The sequence below is a fragment of the Lacticaseibacillus casei DSM 20011 = JCM 1134 = ATCC 393 genome (assembly GCF_000829055.1).
GTDB classification, from domain to species: domain Bacteria; phylum Bacillota; class Bacilli; order Lactobacillales; family Lactobacillaceae; genus Lacticaseibacillus; species Lacticaseibacillus casei.
Genome location: NZ_AP012544.1, coordinates 164,867 through 180,738 on the forward strand (window position 1 = coordinate 164,867; position 15,872 = coordinate 180,738).

Here is a 15,872-nt window from a genome sequence, read left to right on the forward strand (position 1 = left end):
GCCCAATGGCACTATCACTTAGAGCTTGTATTTTATTGTTGAAGGAACACCATTTACTCAAAAGCGCGGCCATCCAAACCACCGAAGATGTGGACATGACCGGCATTGCTTATGACTCACGAAAAGTGTCTGGTCCGACGCTGTTTTTCTGCAAAGGGGATAAGTTTCGGCCGATTTATTTGTCGATGGCTAAAGACAATGGCGCCAAAACCTATGTCGCGGAAAAACCGTACGTCGAAGGCAATGGGCTCAATGCCTTAATTGTCCGGAATATTACCAAGGCCATGGCGATTCTTAGCGCTGCCTTTTTCGACTATCCGCAAGATGATCTGTTTGTGATTGCCTATACGGGTACCAAAGGCAAGACCACGGCATCGTACTTCACTGAAGCCATTTTGAACGAAGCGCGTCCGCGTCATATCGCCTTATTTTCAACGATTGACACGGTTGTCGGTCCGGAACCGAATCAACGCTTCAAATCAAACTTGACTACGCCGGAAAGTCTGGATTTATTCCGTGATATGCGGGAAGCAGTTGAAAACGGCATGACCCATCTGGTGATGGAGGTGTCAAGTCAAGCTTATTTGCGCAATCGCGTTTTCGGGCTGACTTATGATGTCGGGTTCTTCTTGAACATCACGCCGGATCATATCGGGCCGAACGAGCATCCGACATTTGCCAACTATCTGCACAACAAGCTGCAATTGCTGGTTAACGCCCGTAAAGTCGTGATTAATGCCGAAACCGAGCATTTTGATCAGGTTTATGCCGCCGCGACAACGACGACTTATCCGGAAAGTATTTATTTATTCGCCAGTGCCGGATTCAAGCCTAAACGCGATGATATTGACATCGACTTTCGTTTTGACAGCCAGGAAGCGGACGTTGCCGAAAGTCGCTTTACATTAGTCCCAGTGACAGAAAAAGCGGCCGCGCTCAATATCGGCGGCCATTATTCGCTGGCGTTGATCGGCGATTTTAATGAAAGCAACGCGACTGCAGCGATCATCGGCGCCGGATTGGCAGGGGTTGATGCATCGGCGGCAGTTCCGGGGATTGCTAAGGTTAAAATTCCTGGCCGCATGGAGCATGTTCAGATTGCCGGTCATGGCACGGTCTATGTTGATTATGCTCATAATTATGCCAGCATGAAGGCACTTTTGTCGTTTTTGAAACGTTCATACAAGGATCCGCGGATGCTGGTCGTGGTCGGGTCGCCTGGTGACAAAGGCGTTTCCCGGCGGCCGGGGTTTGCCAAAGTGCTCACTGAACTGGCTACGGAAGCTTATCTGACAACAGACGATCCCGGTTACGAAGATCCTGCCAATATTGTCAACGAAATCGACAGCAAAATCGACCACAGTAAGGTCAAAGTTCATAAGGTGCTTGATCGGAAAGAAGCCATCACCGAAGCGATTAAAGCCAGTGGCCCGCAAGATGTGGTGGTCGTAGCCGGTAAAGGCGCGGATCCTTATCAGAAGATTCGCGGCGTCAATACGCCGTGGCCAACCGACATGGCAGTTGTAAAAGAAGTTGGCAAGTCGTTACAGGAAGGCTGATATTAATGCGTCAATTTTTCACGGTAATCGGAGGCATGGGCACACCCGCAACAGAAAGTTACGTGCGGCTGCTCAATCAACGAACGCATGCCCACAGTGATCAGGAATATCTCAATTACATTCTGGTTAATGACGCCACCGTACCGGATCGGACCGATTACATTCTGGATCACAGTAAACCAAGTTTTTATCCGGATTTACTTGAGGATATCCAGGCCCAAAGCCTGCTGAATCCCGAGTTTATTGTGATTGTCTGCAATACGGCTCACTATTTTTACGATCAGCTGGCGGCCGCAACGCCGATTCCGCTGTTACACATGCCGCGACTGGCGATCCGCGACATGTGCGAGCGATTCCCAAATGAAAAACGCATCGGACTCATTGCCACGCAAGGTACCATTAAAGATGGCATCTATAGTCAGGAAATCGAAAACACGGGACGCGAAGTTGTTCTAGGGGATCAGGCACTTCAGGACATGGTCACGGAACTGATTTACAAGTACGTTAAAGAAAAAGGCGAAGTTAACGCTGAACTGTATCACCGCATCTTAAAGCGGATGCATGATGATTTTCATGTCAACGTCATCGTGCTCGGCTGCACCGAGCTGTCATTTGCGCAGGAAAAAGCGGGCGATCATCCGTATCACGTTATCGATGCCCAGAGCATTATTGTCGACAAAACGCTGGCATTAGGCAAAGCCTTCCGCAAGAGCGAAGCGGACGGTAAGGCGCTTTTGAATCAACTAATGGTGTGAGCCGAGCGTGAACAGGAGATTTCTGCGACTGCGAACGCGTTATCATTCATTTTTGAGTGGTAGACGGCCATACAAAACGCTGCTTACTTGTGGTAAGCTTAAATCAGTTCTCAAGTAAAGGAGATGCAGAATTTGGCACATTTAACCAAATTGACAGACACGTATACTTTAAACAATGGCGTTGAGATTCCGATTGTTGGCTTTGGCACTTGGCAGACACCTGATGGAGAAGTTGCCAAGCACAGTGTGGAAACCGCATTGGCTGCCGGCTACCGGCATATCGACACAGCTGCTGCCTATGGTAACGAAGATAGTGTCGGTGCAGGCATCAAGGCATCCGGTGTTCCGCGCGATCGGATCTTTTTGACCACCAAACTGTGGAATGCCGATCATGGCTATGAAGCAACCAAAGCCGCCATCGATCGCTCATTGCAAAAGCTTGGTGTTGATTACGTCGATCTTTATTTGATTCACTGGCCAAATCCGATTCAATTCCGGAACAATTGGGAAGAGGCTAATGCCGGCTCGTGGAAAGCCATGGAAGAAGCCTATCAAGCAGGTAAGTTACGGGCGATTGGTGTGTCGAACTTCCGCGCCAAGCATTTGGACGCGTTACTCAAGACCGCTAACGTCAAGCCAATGGTCAATCAGATCTTCCTGAATCCAAGTGATTTGCAGCCGGAAGTCGTGGACTATAACAAGGCGCATGATATTTTGAGCGAAGCATATAGTCCACTGGGCACAGGCAAAATCTTCAAAGTCGAATCCCTTAAGAAGATTGCGGAACGTTACAACAAGAGCGTGGCGCAAGTGGTGCTTCGCTGGTCACTGCAACATGGCTTCCTACCGCTGCCAAAATCGGTGCACGACGACCGTATTAAAGAAAACGCCCAGCTGTTCGACTTTGAGCTGAGCCATCACGACATGACGCTGATTGATGCATTACATGGCGAAGCGGGTCTGGCAACGGATCCGGATACTACTGATTTCTAGGAGCAAAATGACGATGCAGTCATCATTGTATGACTGAACAAAACCCCCGCGGGAGACCGCGGGGGTTTTTGTGTGCCGTGACGAAATTTATGAAGGTGAGACGGCCTGCTGCGTTTTGGCATTGATGAGCTGAACATTGTTTTCAGTCAAAAAATCGCGATATTTTGCGTCAACATTGCCATAGGTGACAATCGCATCGATGTCTTGCAAAGCACCATAAGTGAGAAGCGAGACGCGGCCAAACTTGGACTGATCGATGAGCAGGATCTTGCGGTGCGCCTTTTTAAAGATCTCGGCTTTGATGAGATATTCGTTGTACTCCGAGTTGGATAAGCCGCGTGTCAGCGAAATCCCGGTTGCGGCCATGAACGCCTTGCCAATGTTAAACCGGCTGAAGATGTTCATATCATCAATACCGGTAAACGACTGGGTCCGCCGATCAAAATTCATGCCAATGATGACGAGTTTGATGTTCGCAAGCGGTGCGGCTTGATTGATAATCTGCAGATTGTTGGTAACTAAAGTGAACGGAAAATCTGTCGGTAAAAAACCGCCCATCTCAGCAGTCGTGGTCCCGGAGTCAATAAAAATCAAGTCTTCAGGTTCGATGAGTTGGGCCGCAGCGCGTCCGATCTGGTGTTTTTCGGTCGGTGCCGCTAATTGACGCTCACTGTAAACGGTGAGGGCGTTGCCTTTCGTGCTGGGAGTCGTGGTGTTATCCGTCACGCCACCATACACTTTTTTAACGGTGCCGGCAGCGATGAGGCTGGCCAGATCGCGACGAAGCGTGCTGGGAGCGATGTCAAACTTATCTTCGAGTTCTTTCATGGAAGCCGTCTTGACGTCGCTGATATAAGCTTGCATGGCATCAATTCGTTCTTTTCTAAGCATGGATGTCACCTTCTTCATTTCTATAAGCAATTTGATTATAGCATTTAATGACAAACTTTTGAACAACTTTTGAGCAACTTATCAGCCAGATCATGATTAATTTCCAGATGAGCAATTGGTCAGGCCCCGGCTGCCCAAAAAATGTACTGATTTTCTCAAGAAAAATGGCAACATTCAAACATAAAACCTGCTTTGATCTATGCGCAAAACGGCGAAGATAACATGGGTTCCTTTGACGGAGCAGCTAGTTGTTTGTCTTTATCATACCATCATGGTATAGGGAGATTCATCTTTTTGACCGGATTTGCAAATAATTGGTCATTTTATGAACAAATGTTGAATACTTTTTAGTTGATTTTGATCGGGTGTGCCTATATGATGGCAATGTGATCATAAAGTAAGCGCTTAACTTTGTACAAAAAAACTTCAGAAAAGTTTGGAGGCTATGGAAAATGCGCAAAGCAGGAATTGTTAACGACAAAGGCGAGGCTGCGCTTGCTCCGCAGACGACTGGCGGGATCAAGTCAGAGAAGTTGCCTAAGTCGGCACGGCGCCGGTTACGGATTATCTCCGTGATTGCGACATTTGGCGGCATGCTCTTCGGGTATGACACTGGGGTGATCAATGGTGCGTTACCATTCATGACCAAGGCAGGAGAATTAAATATGTCGCCTTCGATGGAAGGCTTGGTAGCAAGTTCATTAACGTTGGGGGCCGCTTTTGGGGCAGTTTTGACCGGCCGGATTTCCGATCGTAAAGGTCGGCACAAGGTGATTACCGCACTTGCGATGTTGTTTGTTGTCTCGACAATTGCGTCGGCCTTGTCACCAACGGCACCGATATTAGCGTCAGTTCGATTCGTTTTGGGTCTGGCTGTCGGAGGTGCTTCGGTCATTGTTCCGACCTTCCTTGCCGAGGTTGCACCGTCAAATCTCCGTGGGCGGATTGTGACCCAGAATGAATTCATGATTGTTTCCGGCCAGTTATTGGCCTTTGTGTTTAATGCTATTTTAGGAACGACGTTGGGCCATATTCCCGGCATTTGGCGGTGGATGTTAGTGCTGGCCACGATTCCGGCGATTATTCTTTGGATCGGGATGAATTTTGTTCCTGAATCACCGCGGTGGTTGGCGGCCAATGGCAAACTGGATCAGGCTTTAACCGTTTTGCGAGAAATTCGGACAGAGGATCAGGCACGCGATGAAATGGAAAAGATCCAGATTTCCTTAAAATCCGCGCAGGAAGTTAAGAGCGCTTCGATTGCCGACTTGAAGATTGGCTGGATCAGACGGCTGGTTTTGATCGGTATTGGCTTAGGCATCATGCAACAGATTGTCGGGATTAACGTCATGATGTACTACGGAACGACAATTCTGCAGACCACCGGCTTTGGTCAGAACGCGGCCTTGATTGCCAATATTCTGAACGGTGTTACATCGGTGGTCGCAACCATTGTGACGATGCATTTGATGAGTAAATTCAAACGGCGTCAAATGTTATTAACCGGGATTTCCGGTACCTTGTTTTCACTTGTCGGTATTACACTGACCAGCCACTTTCTGGCAGGCAGTCCAATGTTGCCTTATTTCACGATCTTGTTGACGATTATCTATCTGGCGTTCTTCCAAGGCGCATTAGGACCGCTGACATGGTTGCTGCTATCGGAAATTTATCCGGCGCGGATCCGTGGTTTGGGGATGGGATTTGCCACCTTCTTCCTCTGGATCAGCAACTTCTTCGTCGGTTATTTCTTCCCGGTTATGTTGGCAGGCATCGGTATGTCGAATACCTTCCTTGTCTTCGTGGGAGCCAACATCATTTCATTGATTTTCGCATGGCGGTTTGCACCAGAAACAGCCGGTCGTTCGCTCGAAGAAATCGAATTGGACAACAAGTTTGACGACAAGTTCCCAGAAAAGAGCAAGATCAACAAAAATTAAGTTTCCAAAGTCAATTTATTTGAAAATGTAAGCGCTTCATATCATCCTTGAAAAAGAAGCACGAAAGGAGTCAGTTTCAATGACAACGCAACAAGCAGTGAAGACACTCAAGAATTTTATCAATGGTAAGTGGGTAGACGCCAAAACCGAAACCTTCGAAGATGTTTACAATCCCGCAACCGGTGAAGTTTTAGCTCGGGTACCGCATTCAAGTAGCGAAGATGTTGCCGATGCGGTTGCCGCAGCAAGCGCCGCGTTTAAGACCTGGCAGCGGGTATCGATTCCTAAGCGGGCCAAAATTCTATTCAAATACCAGCAGTTATTAGTCGAACACCAGGAAGAATTAGGGCGGATCGTGACTGAAGAAAACGGCAAGAGCCTCAGTGAAGCAGTTGCCGAGGTCGGCCGTGGTATTGAAAATGTCGAATTTGCAGCTGGCGTTCCAACCTTGATGATGGGGGATTCGCTAACAACGGTGGCTACCGATGTTGAGGCGACCAATTACCGTTATCCGGTTGGCGTTGTTGGTGGCATTACCCCCTTTAACTTTCCGATGATGGTGCCATGTTGGATGTTTCCGATGGCAGTGGCAACCGGCAATACGTTTGTGCTGAAGCCATCCGAGAAAACGCCGCTGACAAGCCAGCGACTGGTGGAACTGTTCCAGGAAGCAAGTTTGCCTGATGGGGTGCTGAATATCGTTAATGGGTCAGTGGATGTTGTGAATGGTCTTTTGGATCATCCGGATGTTAAAGCGATTAGTTTTGTGGGTTCCGAGCGGGTCGGCGAATATGTGTACAAGCGCGGCAGTGAACACTTGAAGCGGGTTCAGGCCTTAACCGGGGCAAAGAATCATACCATCGTTTTGGCGGATGCAGACCTTGATGCAGCTGTGAAAGGCATTATTAGTTCGTCATTCGGATCAGCCGGTGAACGCTGCATGGCAACTTCTGTTTTGGTATTGCAAGAAAGCATTGCCGACAAATTCATGACGAAATTTACGCAGGCAGCTAAGGATATCAAGATTGGCAACGGATTGGACAAAGGAGTCTTCTTGGGACCGGTTATCCGCAAAGAAAATCAGGAACGGACTTTGAACTATATCAAAACCGGGGTCAAAGAAGGCGCCAAACTGGTTTTGGATGGTTCGGAAGAAGCCAAGGAACACGATGGTTACTTCGTTGGACCGACCATTTTTGAAGACGTCAAGACCGACATGACCATCTGGCACGATGAAATGTTTGCGCCGGTGCTTTCAGTGATGCGAGCAAAGGACTTGCCAGAAGCCGTTGCCATTGCCAATAGTTCCGAGTTAGCCAATGGGGCTTGCCTCTTTACGGACTCAGCCGCATCCATTCGTTACTTCAGGGAAAACATCGACGCCGGCATGTTAGGCATTAACCTCGGCGTTCCGGCACCGATCGCGGTCTTCCCGTTTTCCGGGTGGAAGCATTCGTTCTTCGGCACACTGCATGCCAATGGCAAAGACAGCGTGGACTTCTATACGCACAAGAAAGTTGTGACGGCACGATATGATCAAAGCCGGTTCAAGTAAAGTTCTGCAGCTTTGAAAAGAGGAGGGTCACGATGAGCTTACTGTATCAAAAGCAAAATCAGGAAATTCGGCCAGGCGTGCATTTGATTCAGGATGTCAATGCAAGTAATTCGCCAATGAAATATACGGCAGTCAAGGTTTTGGCGCTTGATGCGAACGCTTCATATGACGAAACTTTGGGAGATTTTGAGGCCGGCATTGTTGTTTTGGCCGGAAAAGTGACGGTAACCGCCGACCAACAGCGATTTGAAGGTATTGGTCAGCAACAGTCGGTTTTTGACAAAATTCCGACTGACAGCGTTTATGTCGGCACCGGGTTGCCATTCAGTGTCACCGCACAAACAGTAGCCAAGATTTTGATCGCTTATTCGCCAACCACAACGTCCTTCCCGGTTCGTTTGCTTAAAGGCGATATTCATCAAATCAAGCATCGCGGCAAGTATCAGAATAAACGACTGGTGCAAAACATTTTGCCAGACGACCTGCCGTTTGCGGATAAGTTGCTGCTGGTGGAGGTTTATACGGATTCGGGCAACTGGTCAAGTTACCCGCCGCATCGCCATGATCATGACAACCTGCCGACGGAATCGTTACTGGAAGAAATCTATTATCACGAAATGCAACCAAAGCAGGGATTTGTTTTTCAGCGTGTCTATACAGACGATCACTCGCTTGATGAAACCATGACCGTTCAAAACCAAGACGTTGTGATTGTTCCTAAAGGCTATCATCCCGTTGGCGTTCCAGACGGGTATGACAGCTACTACCTCAACATTATGGCAGGACTGACCCGGGTTTGGCATTTTCACAATGCCCCAGAGCATGCGTGGATTATTGATCGAAAGTAGAAAAGGTTGATGCGCAAGGGAGGAAACATTTTAGATGTCTAAAAAATTTGATTTGATTGCCATTGGCCGAGCAGCCGTCGATTTAAATGCGGTTGAATATAATCGGCCGTTAGAAGAAACCAAGACCTTCGCGAAGTTTGTTGGCGGCTCGCCGGCCAATATTGCGATCGGTTCCGCCAAACTAGGCCAAAAAGTCGGCTTTATTGGCAAGGTGTCAGATGATCAACTGGGACATTATGTGACCCAGTACATGGCCGAAGTGGGCATTGATACCTCACAAATGGTTAAGGATGATGCCGGCCATAAAATCGGACTGACTTTTACCGAAATTATTAGTCGTAAATTGCAAGAACAAGTTAGCCAGTCGTTGAGGACAATCCCAGAACAGGCCGTTATCAAATAGAAGTTGTGGCGCTAGAGAGACTACTGGGCCATGCGGCGAACGCGCCGAGCTTCGGCCTCAAAGTTTTGCTGGGGTGTGCAGTAGCCCTGTTGTTTGCGAGGCAACTGATTCAAGCGGTCTTGCGTGGCCTGCACTTGACTAGGGCTAATGTCATCTAGGGACATGCCCTTAGGGAAGTCCTGGCGGATCATCCGGTTATGTGCCTCGTTGGTGCCACGGTCGCAGGACGTGTAAGGATGGGCGTAGAAGATCTCAGTTTCCGTCCCAGCAAAAGCAGTATTTAAGGCGGTGAACTCGGGTCCGTTGTCGGCTGTGATGGTCTTGATGCAAGCTCCCCATTCGCGCTTGATTCCACGCAATGCATAGCTCACAGAGTCTGCATCTCGTCCTTCGATCAAGCGGAGAAGTTGGCAACGGGTCTTGCGCTCAATCAGAGTCAAGATGACGCTCTCCTTGCCATTGCGTTTACCGACAATGGTATCCATCTCCCAGTGACCGAACTGCCTGCGTCGTTCAACGACCTTAGGCCGTTCCTCGATACTGCGGCCAGCCAGGCGCTTAGCCTTGGTGTGGTGCTGGTGAGAGGTCTTCCGCTTAGTCTTCTCCAACAGGTCGATATTTCGAATCTCTAGGCGTTGGTCGTCAATGTACTGGTACAAAGTCGAGGCACAAACAAGCTCTTCAGGAGTAAACAGCTTGTGTCGCTTGGCATAGCCGATTGAAGCATCCGGCGACCATTTGTCCTGCTTAGCTCGCTGTACGTACCAGGCTAAGAAGACCTGTACGCTGGCGAACTTGTCAGGACGATGACAGCTCAAGCGTGCAGTCTCGTAACGTGCCTGAGCAGCCTCTGGCAGGTATTGTCGATGGTAGACGCGCTTGCCATTACTCTTCTTGACCTGATCTACTGTACCTCGCTTGATTTCATTATTAATGGTCTGCGGGCAGACGCCAATTTCAGCAGCAATCCAACGATTGGACTTCCCAGCTTGGCGGAATCCGGCCACTTTTCCGCGCTCGAGTGATGTTAAGTGCTGACCTTTTTGGCGGTGTGTGCTATCCTGTTTCTGCATCAAGACAATATCCTCTTCCATTGTTTGTGTAGGAACTTCAATGATACAGGATATCTGTTCTTGATGTTTTTTATTGTCCAAAAAATTTTGAGACAGTGGCTAACTTGATTCTAAAATGCGCGCGAAATTATTAGTCCTGAAGAAAGTGACATTTTGATGTACCGTAATGAAGCTGCTGACTTATATTTAGCGGCCGATGAGGTTTCAAAAGACTACTTGGCCCAAGCACAAATGCTCGTCATCTCAGGAACCGGATTAGCGCAGAGCCCGTCACGCGAAGCAATTCTAAAAGCACTTTTGCTGGCGAAGGAGCTTGGTGTCGAGGTTATTTTCGAACTGGATTATCGACCATACACTTGGCAAAATGCCGAGGAAACCAGCCTGTATTACCAACTTGTTGCCCAAAAAGCTGACGTCATCATCGGCACCCGCGATGAATTCGATGTTTTGGAAAATCATCAAGGCAATACCGATGAGCAAACCATCGCAACCTTATTCCAATACGATGCCAATCTGATCGTCATCAAGAGTGGGGTTCAGGGTTCGAATGCTTATACCAAAGCAGGCGACAAGTATCATTTTGGCGTTTTCAAAACGAAGGTGCTAAAGAGCTTTGGCGCAGGTGATTCTTTTGCAGCCGGATTCTTGTATGCGTACAGCCATCATCTGGGGATTGAAACGGCCTTGAAGTATGGGAGTGCTGCGGCATCGATCGTCATTAGCCAGTTAAGTTCCTCGGAAGCGATGCCGAACTTGGCGCAGCTGACCGAGTTTATTCAAAAGGCTGAGACGCAGGGGGTGCATTAAGATGAGCGCAATGGAGTTGGAGCCGCAAACAAAAGCGTCGCAACGGTCCGCACCTGACACTGTCCGGCTGACGACCGCACAGGCGTTGGTTCGTTTTTTAAATCAACAATATATTGACGTGGATGGAGAAGTGACACCTTTTGTCGAAGGCATTTTCGCCATTTTCGGACATGGCAATGTGCTGGGGCTAGGAGAAGCCTTACAGGAAGATCCTGGTCATTTGAAGGTCTATCAAGGACACAACGAACAAGGCATGGCCAGCACGGCGATTGCTTATAGCCGTCAGCTGTATCGCCATAAGATTTTTGCGGTGACGGCTTCGGCAGGCCCGGGATCGGCAAACTTTGTTACGGCGGCCGGCAATGCTTACGTCAACAACATTCCGATTCTATTTTTGCCAGCTGACACGTTTGCGACGCGCCAGCCGGATCCGGTTTTGCAGCAGATTGAAGTGGATGGCAGCGCAACGACGACCACTAATGACGCGCTGAAGCCGGTATCCAAGTATTGGGATCGGGTTGAGCGGCCGGAGCAATTGATGAGTGCCTTGCTTAAAGCGTTTGAAGTGCTAACCAATCCGGCTATGGCAGGGCCGGTAACCATTGCCTTGCCACAAGATACCGAAGCGCAGGCGTTTGATTATCCGCGCAGTTTCTTCAAGAAGCGCGTCCATGTCGTGAAACGCATTCAGCCAAGTGCAGCCGAATTGGCGGAAGCAACCCGGCTGATCAAGGCCAGCAGCTATCCGGTTTTGATTGTTGGCGGCGGCGCGAAGTTTAGCGAAGCCGGACCGGCAATCGAGGCGTTTTCGGATCAATTGAAAATTCCGATTGTTGAAACGCCGACAGGCAAATCTACTATCTCTTCTGCTTTTGCGAATAACATGGGTGGCACCGGCGTTCTGGGGACAGCCGCTGCCAATGATGTGATTGCCAAAGCTGATCTGATTATTGGCGCGGGTACGCGGTATACGGACTTTACAACGGCATCCAAGACCGCCATTGATCCGGAGAGGACCCACATTATCAATATTAATCTGAATCGCATGCAGTCCTATAAGTTTGATGGATTCCCAGTGGTTGCCGATGTGCGCGATACCATAACGCAACTGACAAACGCGCTGTCTGGATACGAAAGCGGATTTACCGACTTAGCTGACACCAAGGCGGCTTGGCAAAAAGAACGGAACCGCTTGGCACACACGAATTATGATGCGCCGGACTTTATGCCTGAAGTTAAAAACCAGTTTAGCCCCGAAACCTTGGCAGAGTACGCGGCAAAACTGAAAACCCACTTTACGCAAACCGAGGCAGTCATTGCAGTCAACGACACGATTGCTCCAGACAGCATCATGGTCGCAGCAGCCGGTTCACTGCCGGGGGATGTTCAACGTATCTGGGATCCGGTCGAACCAAACACTTATCACATGGAATATGGGTATTCCATGATGGGGTATGAGGTTCCAGCAGCCTTGGGCGTCAAGTTGGCGGAGCCGAATAAAGAAAGTTATGCCTTGGTTGGGGATGGCAGCTTTATCATGTTGCATTCGGAACTCGTCACAGCCCTACAGTATCACAAGAAAATCAATATTTTGGTCTTTGATAATTCCGGATTTGCGTCGATCAATAATTTACAAATGGCGCAAGGCAGCAATAGTTACCTGACTGAATTCCGAACAGCCGATCACGATATTTTGACCATTGATTTTGCCCAAAATCGCTGAAGGATACGGGGCGAAAACCTACCACGCTAATGATCGGGAAAGCCTGATCGCCGCTTTGGAAGACGCTAAAAAACAAACCGTTTCAACGTTAATTGACATCAAGGTGCTGCCGAAAACAATGACGCAAGGTTACGGTCAAAGCTGGTGGCGCGTCGGGGTGTCTGAAGTTTCCGACAATCCGAAAGTCCAAAAGGCATATCGAGCCATTCAAGAAGGTATTGATCAGGCGTTTAAATACTAGGAGAAAACAGCAAAAGGAGCGATCAACATGGTTGTCAAAGTTGGTGTTATCGGAACAGGCGCAATGGGTCGAGCGCATATTGATCGGCTGACAAATGTCTTAACCGGCGCAAAAGTGGTGGAGGTCACCGACATTAATCAAGAAGCGGCTAAAGCTGCGGTGCGCGATTTTAAACTGGATGCAAAAGTTTATCCTGACGACACGAGTCTGTTACAAGATCCGGATATTGATGCGGTCTTTGTTGTCAGTTTTGGTGGGGCACACGAGGCGACGGTTCTTAAAGCCTTGGATACGGATAAATTTATTTTCACGGAAAAGCCGTTAGCGACAACCTTGGAAGGCGCCAAGCGCATTGTCGACAAAGAAATGGGTAAACCGCGAAAGGTCATTCAAGTCGGGTTCATGCGGCGCTACGACGAAGGCATTCATGCGTTGAAGGCCCAGTTGGATTCAGGCATCATTGGGACTCCGTTAGTTGTTCGGGCCAGTCACATCAATCCGGATGTGGCCGCGAACTATTCCAATGAAATGGCGATTACCGATACTTTGATTCATGAAATCGATGAGATGCACTGGTTGCTTGATGACGATTATGCATCGATTCAGATCACCTATCCGCGGCAGTCAAGCAAAGTGAACAACGAAGGATTGCGGGATCCGCAACTGGCGACGTTGACGACTAAAAAAGGCGTGGTTATTCAGGTGCTGGTTCATGTGACGGCGCAATATGGCTATGAGGTCAAACTTGAAGTGGTTGGGGCAACAGGCGAGTTGAAACTGCCGGATTATGGATTTGCGCCAATTGTGCGGACCCAGGCAACGCAACAAACCGCAATGGAAACAAGTTGGGTCAAGCGATTCTTGCAGGCGTATAACACCGAAGTACAGGAATTTATTAATCAAGTGGCCAAGAATCAGTCGCCAATTGGTCCTAGTGCGTGGGACGGCTATATTGCCGCTGTGACCGCAGAAGCCGGCATTCGCTCGCAAAAGGATCAGGAACCGGTTCTCATTAACGTAGCTGCAACACCGGCGTTTTATCAAAAGAAACAGGCAGTAAAAGCTTAGTGAACCAAATAAATGACTTGAGGAGGATATTGATGATGGCTCAACGGACAGTAAAAATCGGCATAGTGGGGTTAGGCCGACTGGGGAAAATCCATGCGACCAATCTGGCAACCAGCATTCAGCACGCTAAGCTGCAGGCAGCCACAAGTGTTGTTCCAGAGGAGTTGGCATGGGCGCGCGAAGAACTTGGGGTTGAAGAAACCTATGAAGATTTCGACGATATGGTTCAAAACGCAGATATTGATGCGGTGTTTATTGTGTCACCTTCAGGATTCCATTTGCCACAAATTGAAAGCGCTATGAATGCGGGCAAACACGTTTTTAGCGAAAAACCGATCGGCTTAGATCTTGCGGCGATCAAACACACACAGACCGTGATCAACCAGCATCCTGATTTGAAATTCCAGCTTGGCTTCATGCGGCGCTTCGATGATTCGTATGTTTATGCAAAGCAGCTAGTTGATGAAGGCAAAATTGGCGACATTACACTCATCCGCAGTTACAGCATTGATCCAGCGTCCGGGATGGAGAGCTTCGTTAAGTTTGCGACCTCGGCTAGTAGCGGCGGCTTGTTCTTGGACATGTCGATTCATGATATTGATGTGATTCGCTGGTTCACCGGTAAAGAGATTGACAAGGTTTGGGCGATCGGGTTGAATCGCGCTTATCCGGTTCTGGATCAGGCTGGCGAGCTGGAAACCGGCGCGGCGCTGATGCAACTTGAAGATAAGACCATGGCGATCCTGGTAGCCGGTCGCAATGCAGCACATGGCTATCATGTCGAAACCGAAGTCATCGGGACCAAAGGGATGTTGCGGGTCGCCCAGGTTCCAGAGAAGAATCTGGTAACGGTGATGAACGAAGAAGGCATTATCCGACCAACATCCCAGAACTTCCCTGAGCGGTTTGCCCAGGCATTTCTGAGTGAAGAAAAGGCGTTTGTTGACAGCATTTTGAAAGACACTTCAGTCGGGATCACGGCAGAAGATGGCTTGCAAGGTACGAAAGCAGCGCTGGCATTACAACAGGCATTTGAAAAGAACGATATTGTCAAAGTCGATGACGTAGATAAAAAGGTGGGTGCTTAAATTGACGATTGAGCTAGGAATTGCGCCAATTGGTTGGACAAATGATGATATGCCGGAACTGGGCAAAGAAGTGACATTTGAACAAGCGATTGATGAGATGGCGTTGGCGGGGTACCAAGGAACCGAAGTAGGCAATAAATACCCAAAGGATCCGGCAGTGTTAAAGCATTATCTGGCATTGCGCCATCTGAAGATTGCCAGCGCATGGTTCAGTGCCTTTTTGACGACCAAGCCGTATGAGGAAACCGAAGCGGCCTTCATTAAACACCGGGACTTTCTTCACGCGATGGGCGCCAAAGTGATCGCCGTTGCGGAACAAGGACATAGCGTTCAAGGAATGCTGGACAAAGCTGTGTTTGATGACAAACCGCATTTTACCGATGAGGAATGGCAGAGGTTGGCGACCGGATTGGAACGGTTAGGCGATCGGGCGCATGAAGTAGGGATGCAAATTGTGTATCGCCATCACATGGGGACTGGCGTTCAAACGACGGCAGAAATCGATAAATTGATGGCGATGACGGATCCGGACAAGGTGTCGCTTTTGTTTGACACCGGGCATCTGGTTCTGTCCGGTGAAGATCCGTTAGACATTTTCAATCGCTACAAAGATCGGATTAAGCATATTCACTTCAAAGACGTTCGCCCGGAGCAAGCTAAGCAGGAACGGGCAGAACACATGAGTTTCTTGGCAGGGGTCAAAAACGGGATGTTTACGGTACCTGGCGATGGCATGATTGATTTCAAGCCAATCTGGCAAGCCATTCAAAAGAGCAACTATAGCGGATGGATTGTGGTTGAAGCCGAGCAGGATCCTGCCAAGGCAAATCCGCTTGAATATGCGTTGAAAGCAAAGCAGTACCTGGATACCATCATGGCAATCCCGCAAACAGTTTAAGGGGTTTGATTTAGAAGGGGTATGGTCCTT

General features: G+C 48.8%; 11 protein-coding genes and 3 pseudogenes. 12 read left to right on the forward strand and 2 right to left on the reverse strand.

Annotated features, from left to right (window positions below; genetic code table 11):
* Window positions 1-5: 5 nt before the first annotated feature.
* The 3 genes from LBCZ_RS00800 to LBCZ_RS00810 all read left to right on the forward strand — a co-directional run bounded on the left by LBCZ_RS00800 (window position 6) and on the right by LBCZ_RS00810 (window position 3,307).
* Window positions 6-1,559, forward strand: coding sequence for a UDP-N-acetylmuramoyl-L-alanyl-D-glutamate--2,6-diaminopimelate ligase (locus LBCZ_RS00800; protein WP_039639704.1), 1,554 nt, complete (start codon window positions 6-8; stop codon window positions 1,557-1,559).
* Window positions 1,560-1,564: 5 nt separating this feature from the next.
* Window positions 1,565-2,314 carry an aspartate/glutamate racemase family protein gene (locus LBCZ_RS00805; RefSeq protein WP_025013241.1) on the forward strand — a complete coding sequence of 250 codons (750 nt, stop codon included), beginning with the start codon at window positions 1,565-1,567 and terminating at the stop codon, window positions 2,312-2,314.
* Between the two features lie 132 nt (window positions 2,315-2,446).
* Complete coding sequence (locus LBCZ_RS00810; RefSeq protein ID WP_039639701.1) at window positions 2,447-3,307, forward strand: aldo/keto reductase; 861 nt, start codon at window positions 2,447-2,449, stop codon at window positions 3,305-3,307.
* An 87-nt stretch (window positions 3,308-3,394) separates the two neighbouring features.
* On the opposite strand, the gene LBCZ_RS00815 is transcribed toward LBCZ_RS00810, so the two are convergent.
* The gene (locus tag LBCZ_RS00815) at window positions 3,395-4,198 is read right to left on the reverse strand and encodes a DeoR/GlpR family DNA-binding transcription regulator (protein ID WP_025013242.1); all 804 of its coding nucleotides are present in this window, start codon (window positions 4,196-4,198) and stop codon (window positions 3,395-3,397) included.
* A gap of 452 nt (window positions 4,199-4,650) precedes the next feature.
* Between LBCZ_RS00815 and LBCZ_RS00825 the strand changes: the two genes are divergently transcribed.
* The 4 genes and pseudogenes from LBCZ_RS00825 to LBCZ_RS00840 all read left to right on the forward strand — a co-directional run.
* Window positions 4,651-6,138, forward strand: coding sequence for a sugar porter family MFS transporter (locus LBCZ_RS00825; protein WP_025013244.1), 1,488 nt, complete (start codon window positions 4,651-4,653; stop codon window positions 6,136-6,138).
* A gap of 79 nt (window positions 6,139-6,217) precedes the next feature.
* Window positions 6,218-7,693, forward strand: a complete 1,476-nt coding sequence (locus tag LBCZ_RS00830; RefSeq protein ID WP_039639699.1) for a CoA-acylating methylmalonate-semialdehyde dehydrogenase — start codon at window positions 6,218-6,220, stop codon at window positions 7,691-7,693.
* Window positions 7,694-7,725: 32 nt separating this feature from the next.
* Window positions 7,726-8,541: a 5-deoxy-glucuronate isomerase gene (iolB, locus tag LBCZ_RS00835; protein ID WP_039639698.1), complete on the forward strand. Its 816-nt coding sequence runs from the start codon at window positions 7,726-7,728 to the stop codon at window positions 8,539-8,541.
* A gap of 34 nt (window positions 8,542-8,575) precedes the next feature.
* A pseudogene (locus tag LBCZ_RS00840) lies at window positions 8,576-8,878 on the forward strand (PfkB family carbohydrate kinase); the annotation flags it as partial.
* A gap of 86 nt (window positions 8,879-8,964) precedes the next feature.
* Here the strand turns inward: LBCZ_RS00840 and LBCZ_RS00845 are convergent.
* Window positions 8,965-10,017, reverse strand: coding sequence for an IS30 family transposase (locus LBCZ_RS00845; protein ID WP_010620018.1), 1,053 nt, complete (start codon window positions 10,015-10,017; stop codon window positions 8,965-8,967).
* Window positions 10,018-10,140: 123 nt separating this feature from the next.
* Here LBCZ_RS00845 and LBCZ_RS00850 point away from each other — a divergent pair.
* The 5 genes and pseudogenes from LBCZ_RS00850 to iolE all read left to right on the forward strand — a co-directional run.
* Window positions 10,141-10,824, forward strand: a pseudogene (locus tag LBCZ_RS00850) (PfkB family carbohydrate kinase); the annotation flags it as partial.
* A 1-nt stretch (window position 10,825) separates the two neighbouring features.
* Window positions 10,826-12,788: pseudogene (gene iolD, locus LBCZ_RS00855) on the forward strand (3D-(3,5/4)-trihydroxycyclohexane-1,2-dione acylhydrolase (decyclizing)).
* Window positions 12,789-12,815: 27 nt separating this feature from the next.
* Complete coding sequence (locus tag LBCZ_RS00860) at window positions 12,816-13,856, forward strand: Gfo/Idh/MocA family protein (protein WP_025013466.1); 1,041 nt, start codon at window positions 12,816-12,818, stop codon at window positions 13,854-13,856.
* Window positions 13,857-13,891: 35 nt separating this feature from the next.
* Window positions 13,892-14,944 (forward strand): inositol 2-dehydrogenase, encoded by a 1,053-nt coding sequence (gene iolG, locus LBCZ_RS00865; RefSeq protein WP_025013467.1) that lies wholly within the window; start codon window positions 13,892-13,894, stop codon window positions 14,942-14,944.
* Window position 14,945: 1 nt separating this feature from the next.
* Window positions 14,946-15,842, forward strand: coding sequence for a myo-inosose-2 dehydratase (iolE, locus tag LBCZ_RS00870; protein ID WP_025013468.1), 897 nt, complete (start codon window positions 14,946-14,948; stop codon window positions 15,840-15,842).
* Window positions 15,843-15,872: the final 30 nt, after the last annotated feature.

What these genes read in the sequence shown, in the direction of transcription:
- LBCZ_RS00800 (WP_039639704.1), top strand. Translation starts at nt 6, where the DNA reads ATGGCACTATCACTTAGAGCTTGTATTTTATTGTTGAAGGAACACCAT.
- LBCZ_RS00805 (WP_025013241.1), top strand. Translation starts at nt 1,565, where the DNA reads ATGCGTCAATTTTTCACGGTAATCGGAGGCATGGGCACACCCGCAACA.
- LBCZ_RS00815 (WP_025013242.1), bottom strand. Translation starts at nt 4,198, where the DNA reads ATGCTTAGAAAAGAACGAATTGATGCCATGCAAGCTTATATCAGCGAC.
- LBCZ_RS00825 (WP_025013244.1), top strand. Translation starts at nt 4,651, where the DNA reads ATGCGCAAAGCAGGAATTGTTAACGACAAAGGCGAGGCTGCGCTTGCT.
- LBCZ_RS00830 (WP_039639699.1), top strand. Translation starts at nt 6,218, where the DNA reads ATGACAACGCAACAAGCAGTGAAGACACTCAAGAATTTTATCAATGGT.
- iolB (WP_039639698.1), top strand. Translation starts at nt 7,726, where the DNA reads ATGAGCTTACTGTATCAAAAGCAAAATCAGGAAATTCGGCCAGGCGTG.
- LBCZ_RS00845 (WP_010620018.1), bottom strand. Translation starts at nt 10,017, where the DNA reads ATGCAGAAACAGGATAGCACACACCGCCAAAAAGGTCAGCACTTAACA.
- LBCZ_RS00860 (WP_025013466.1), top strand. Translation starts at nt 12,816, where the DNA reads ATGGTTGTCAAAGTTGGTGTTATCGGAACAGGCGCAATGGGTCGAGCG.
- iolG (WP_025013467.1), top strand. Translation starts at nt 13,892, where the DNA reads ATGGCTCAACGGACAGTAAAAATCGGCATAGTGGGGTTAGGCCGACTG.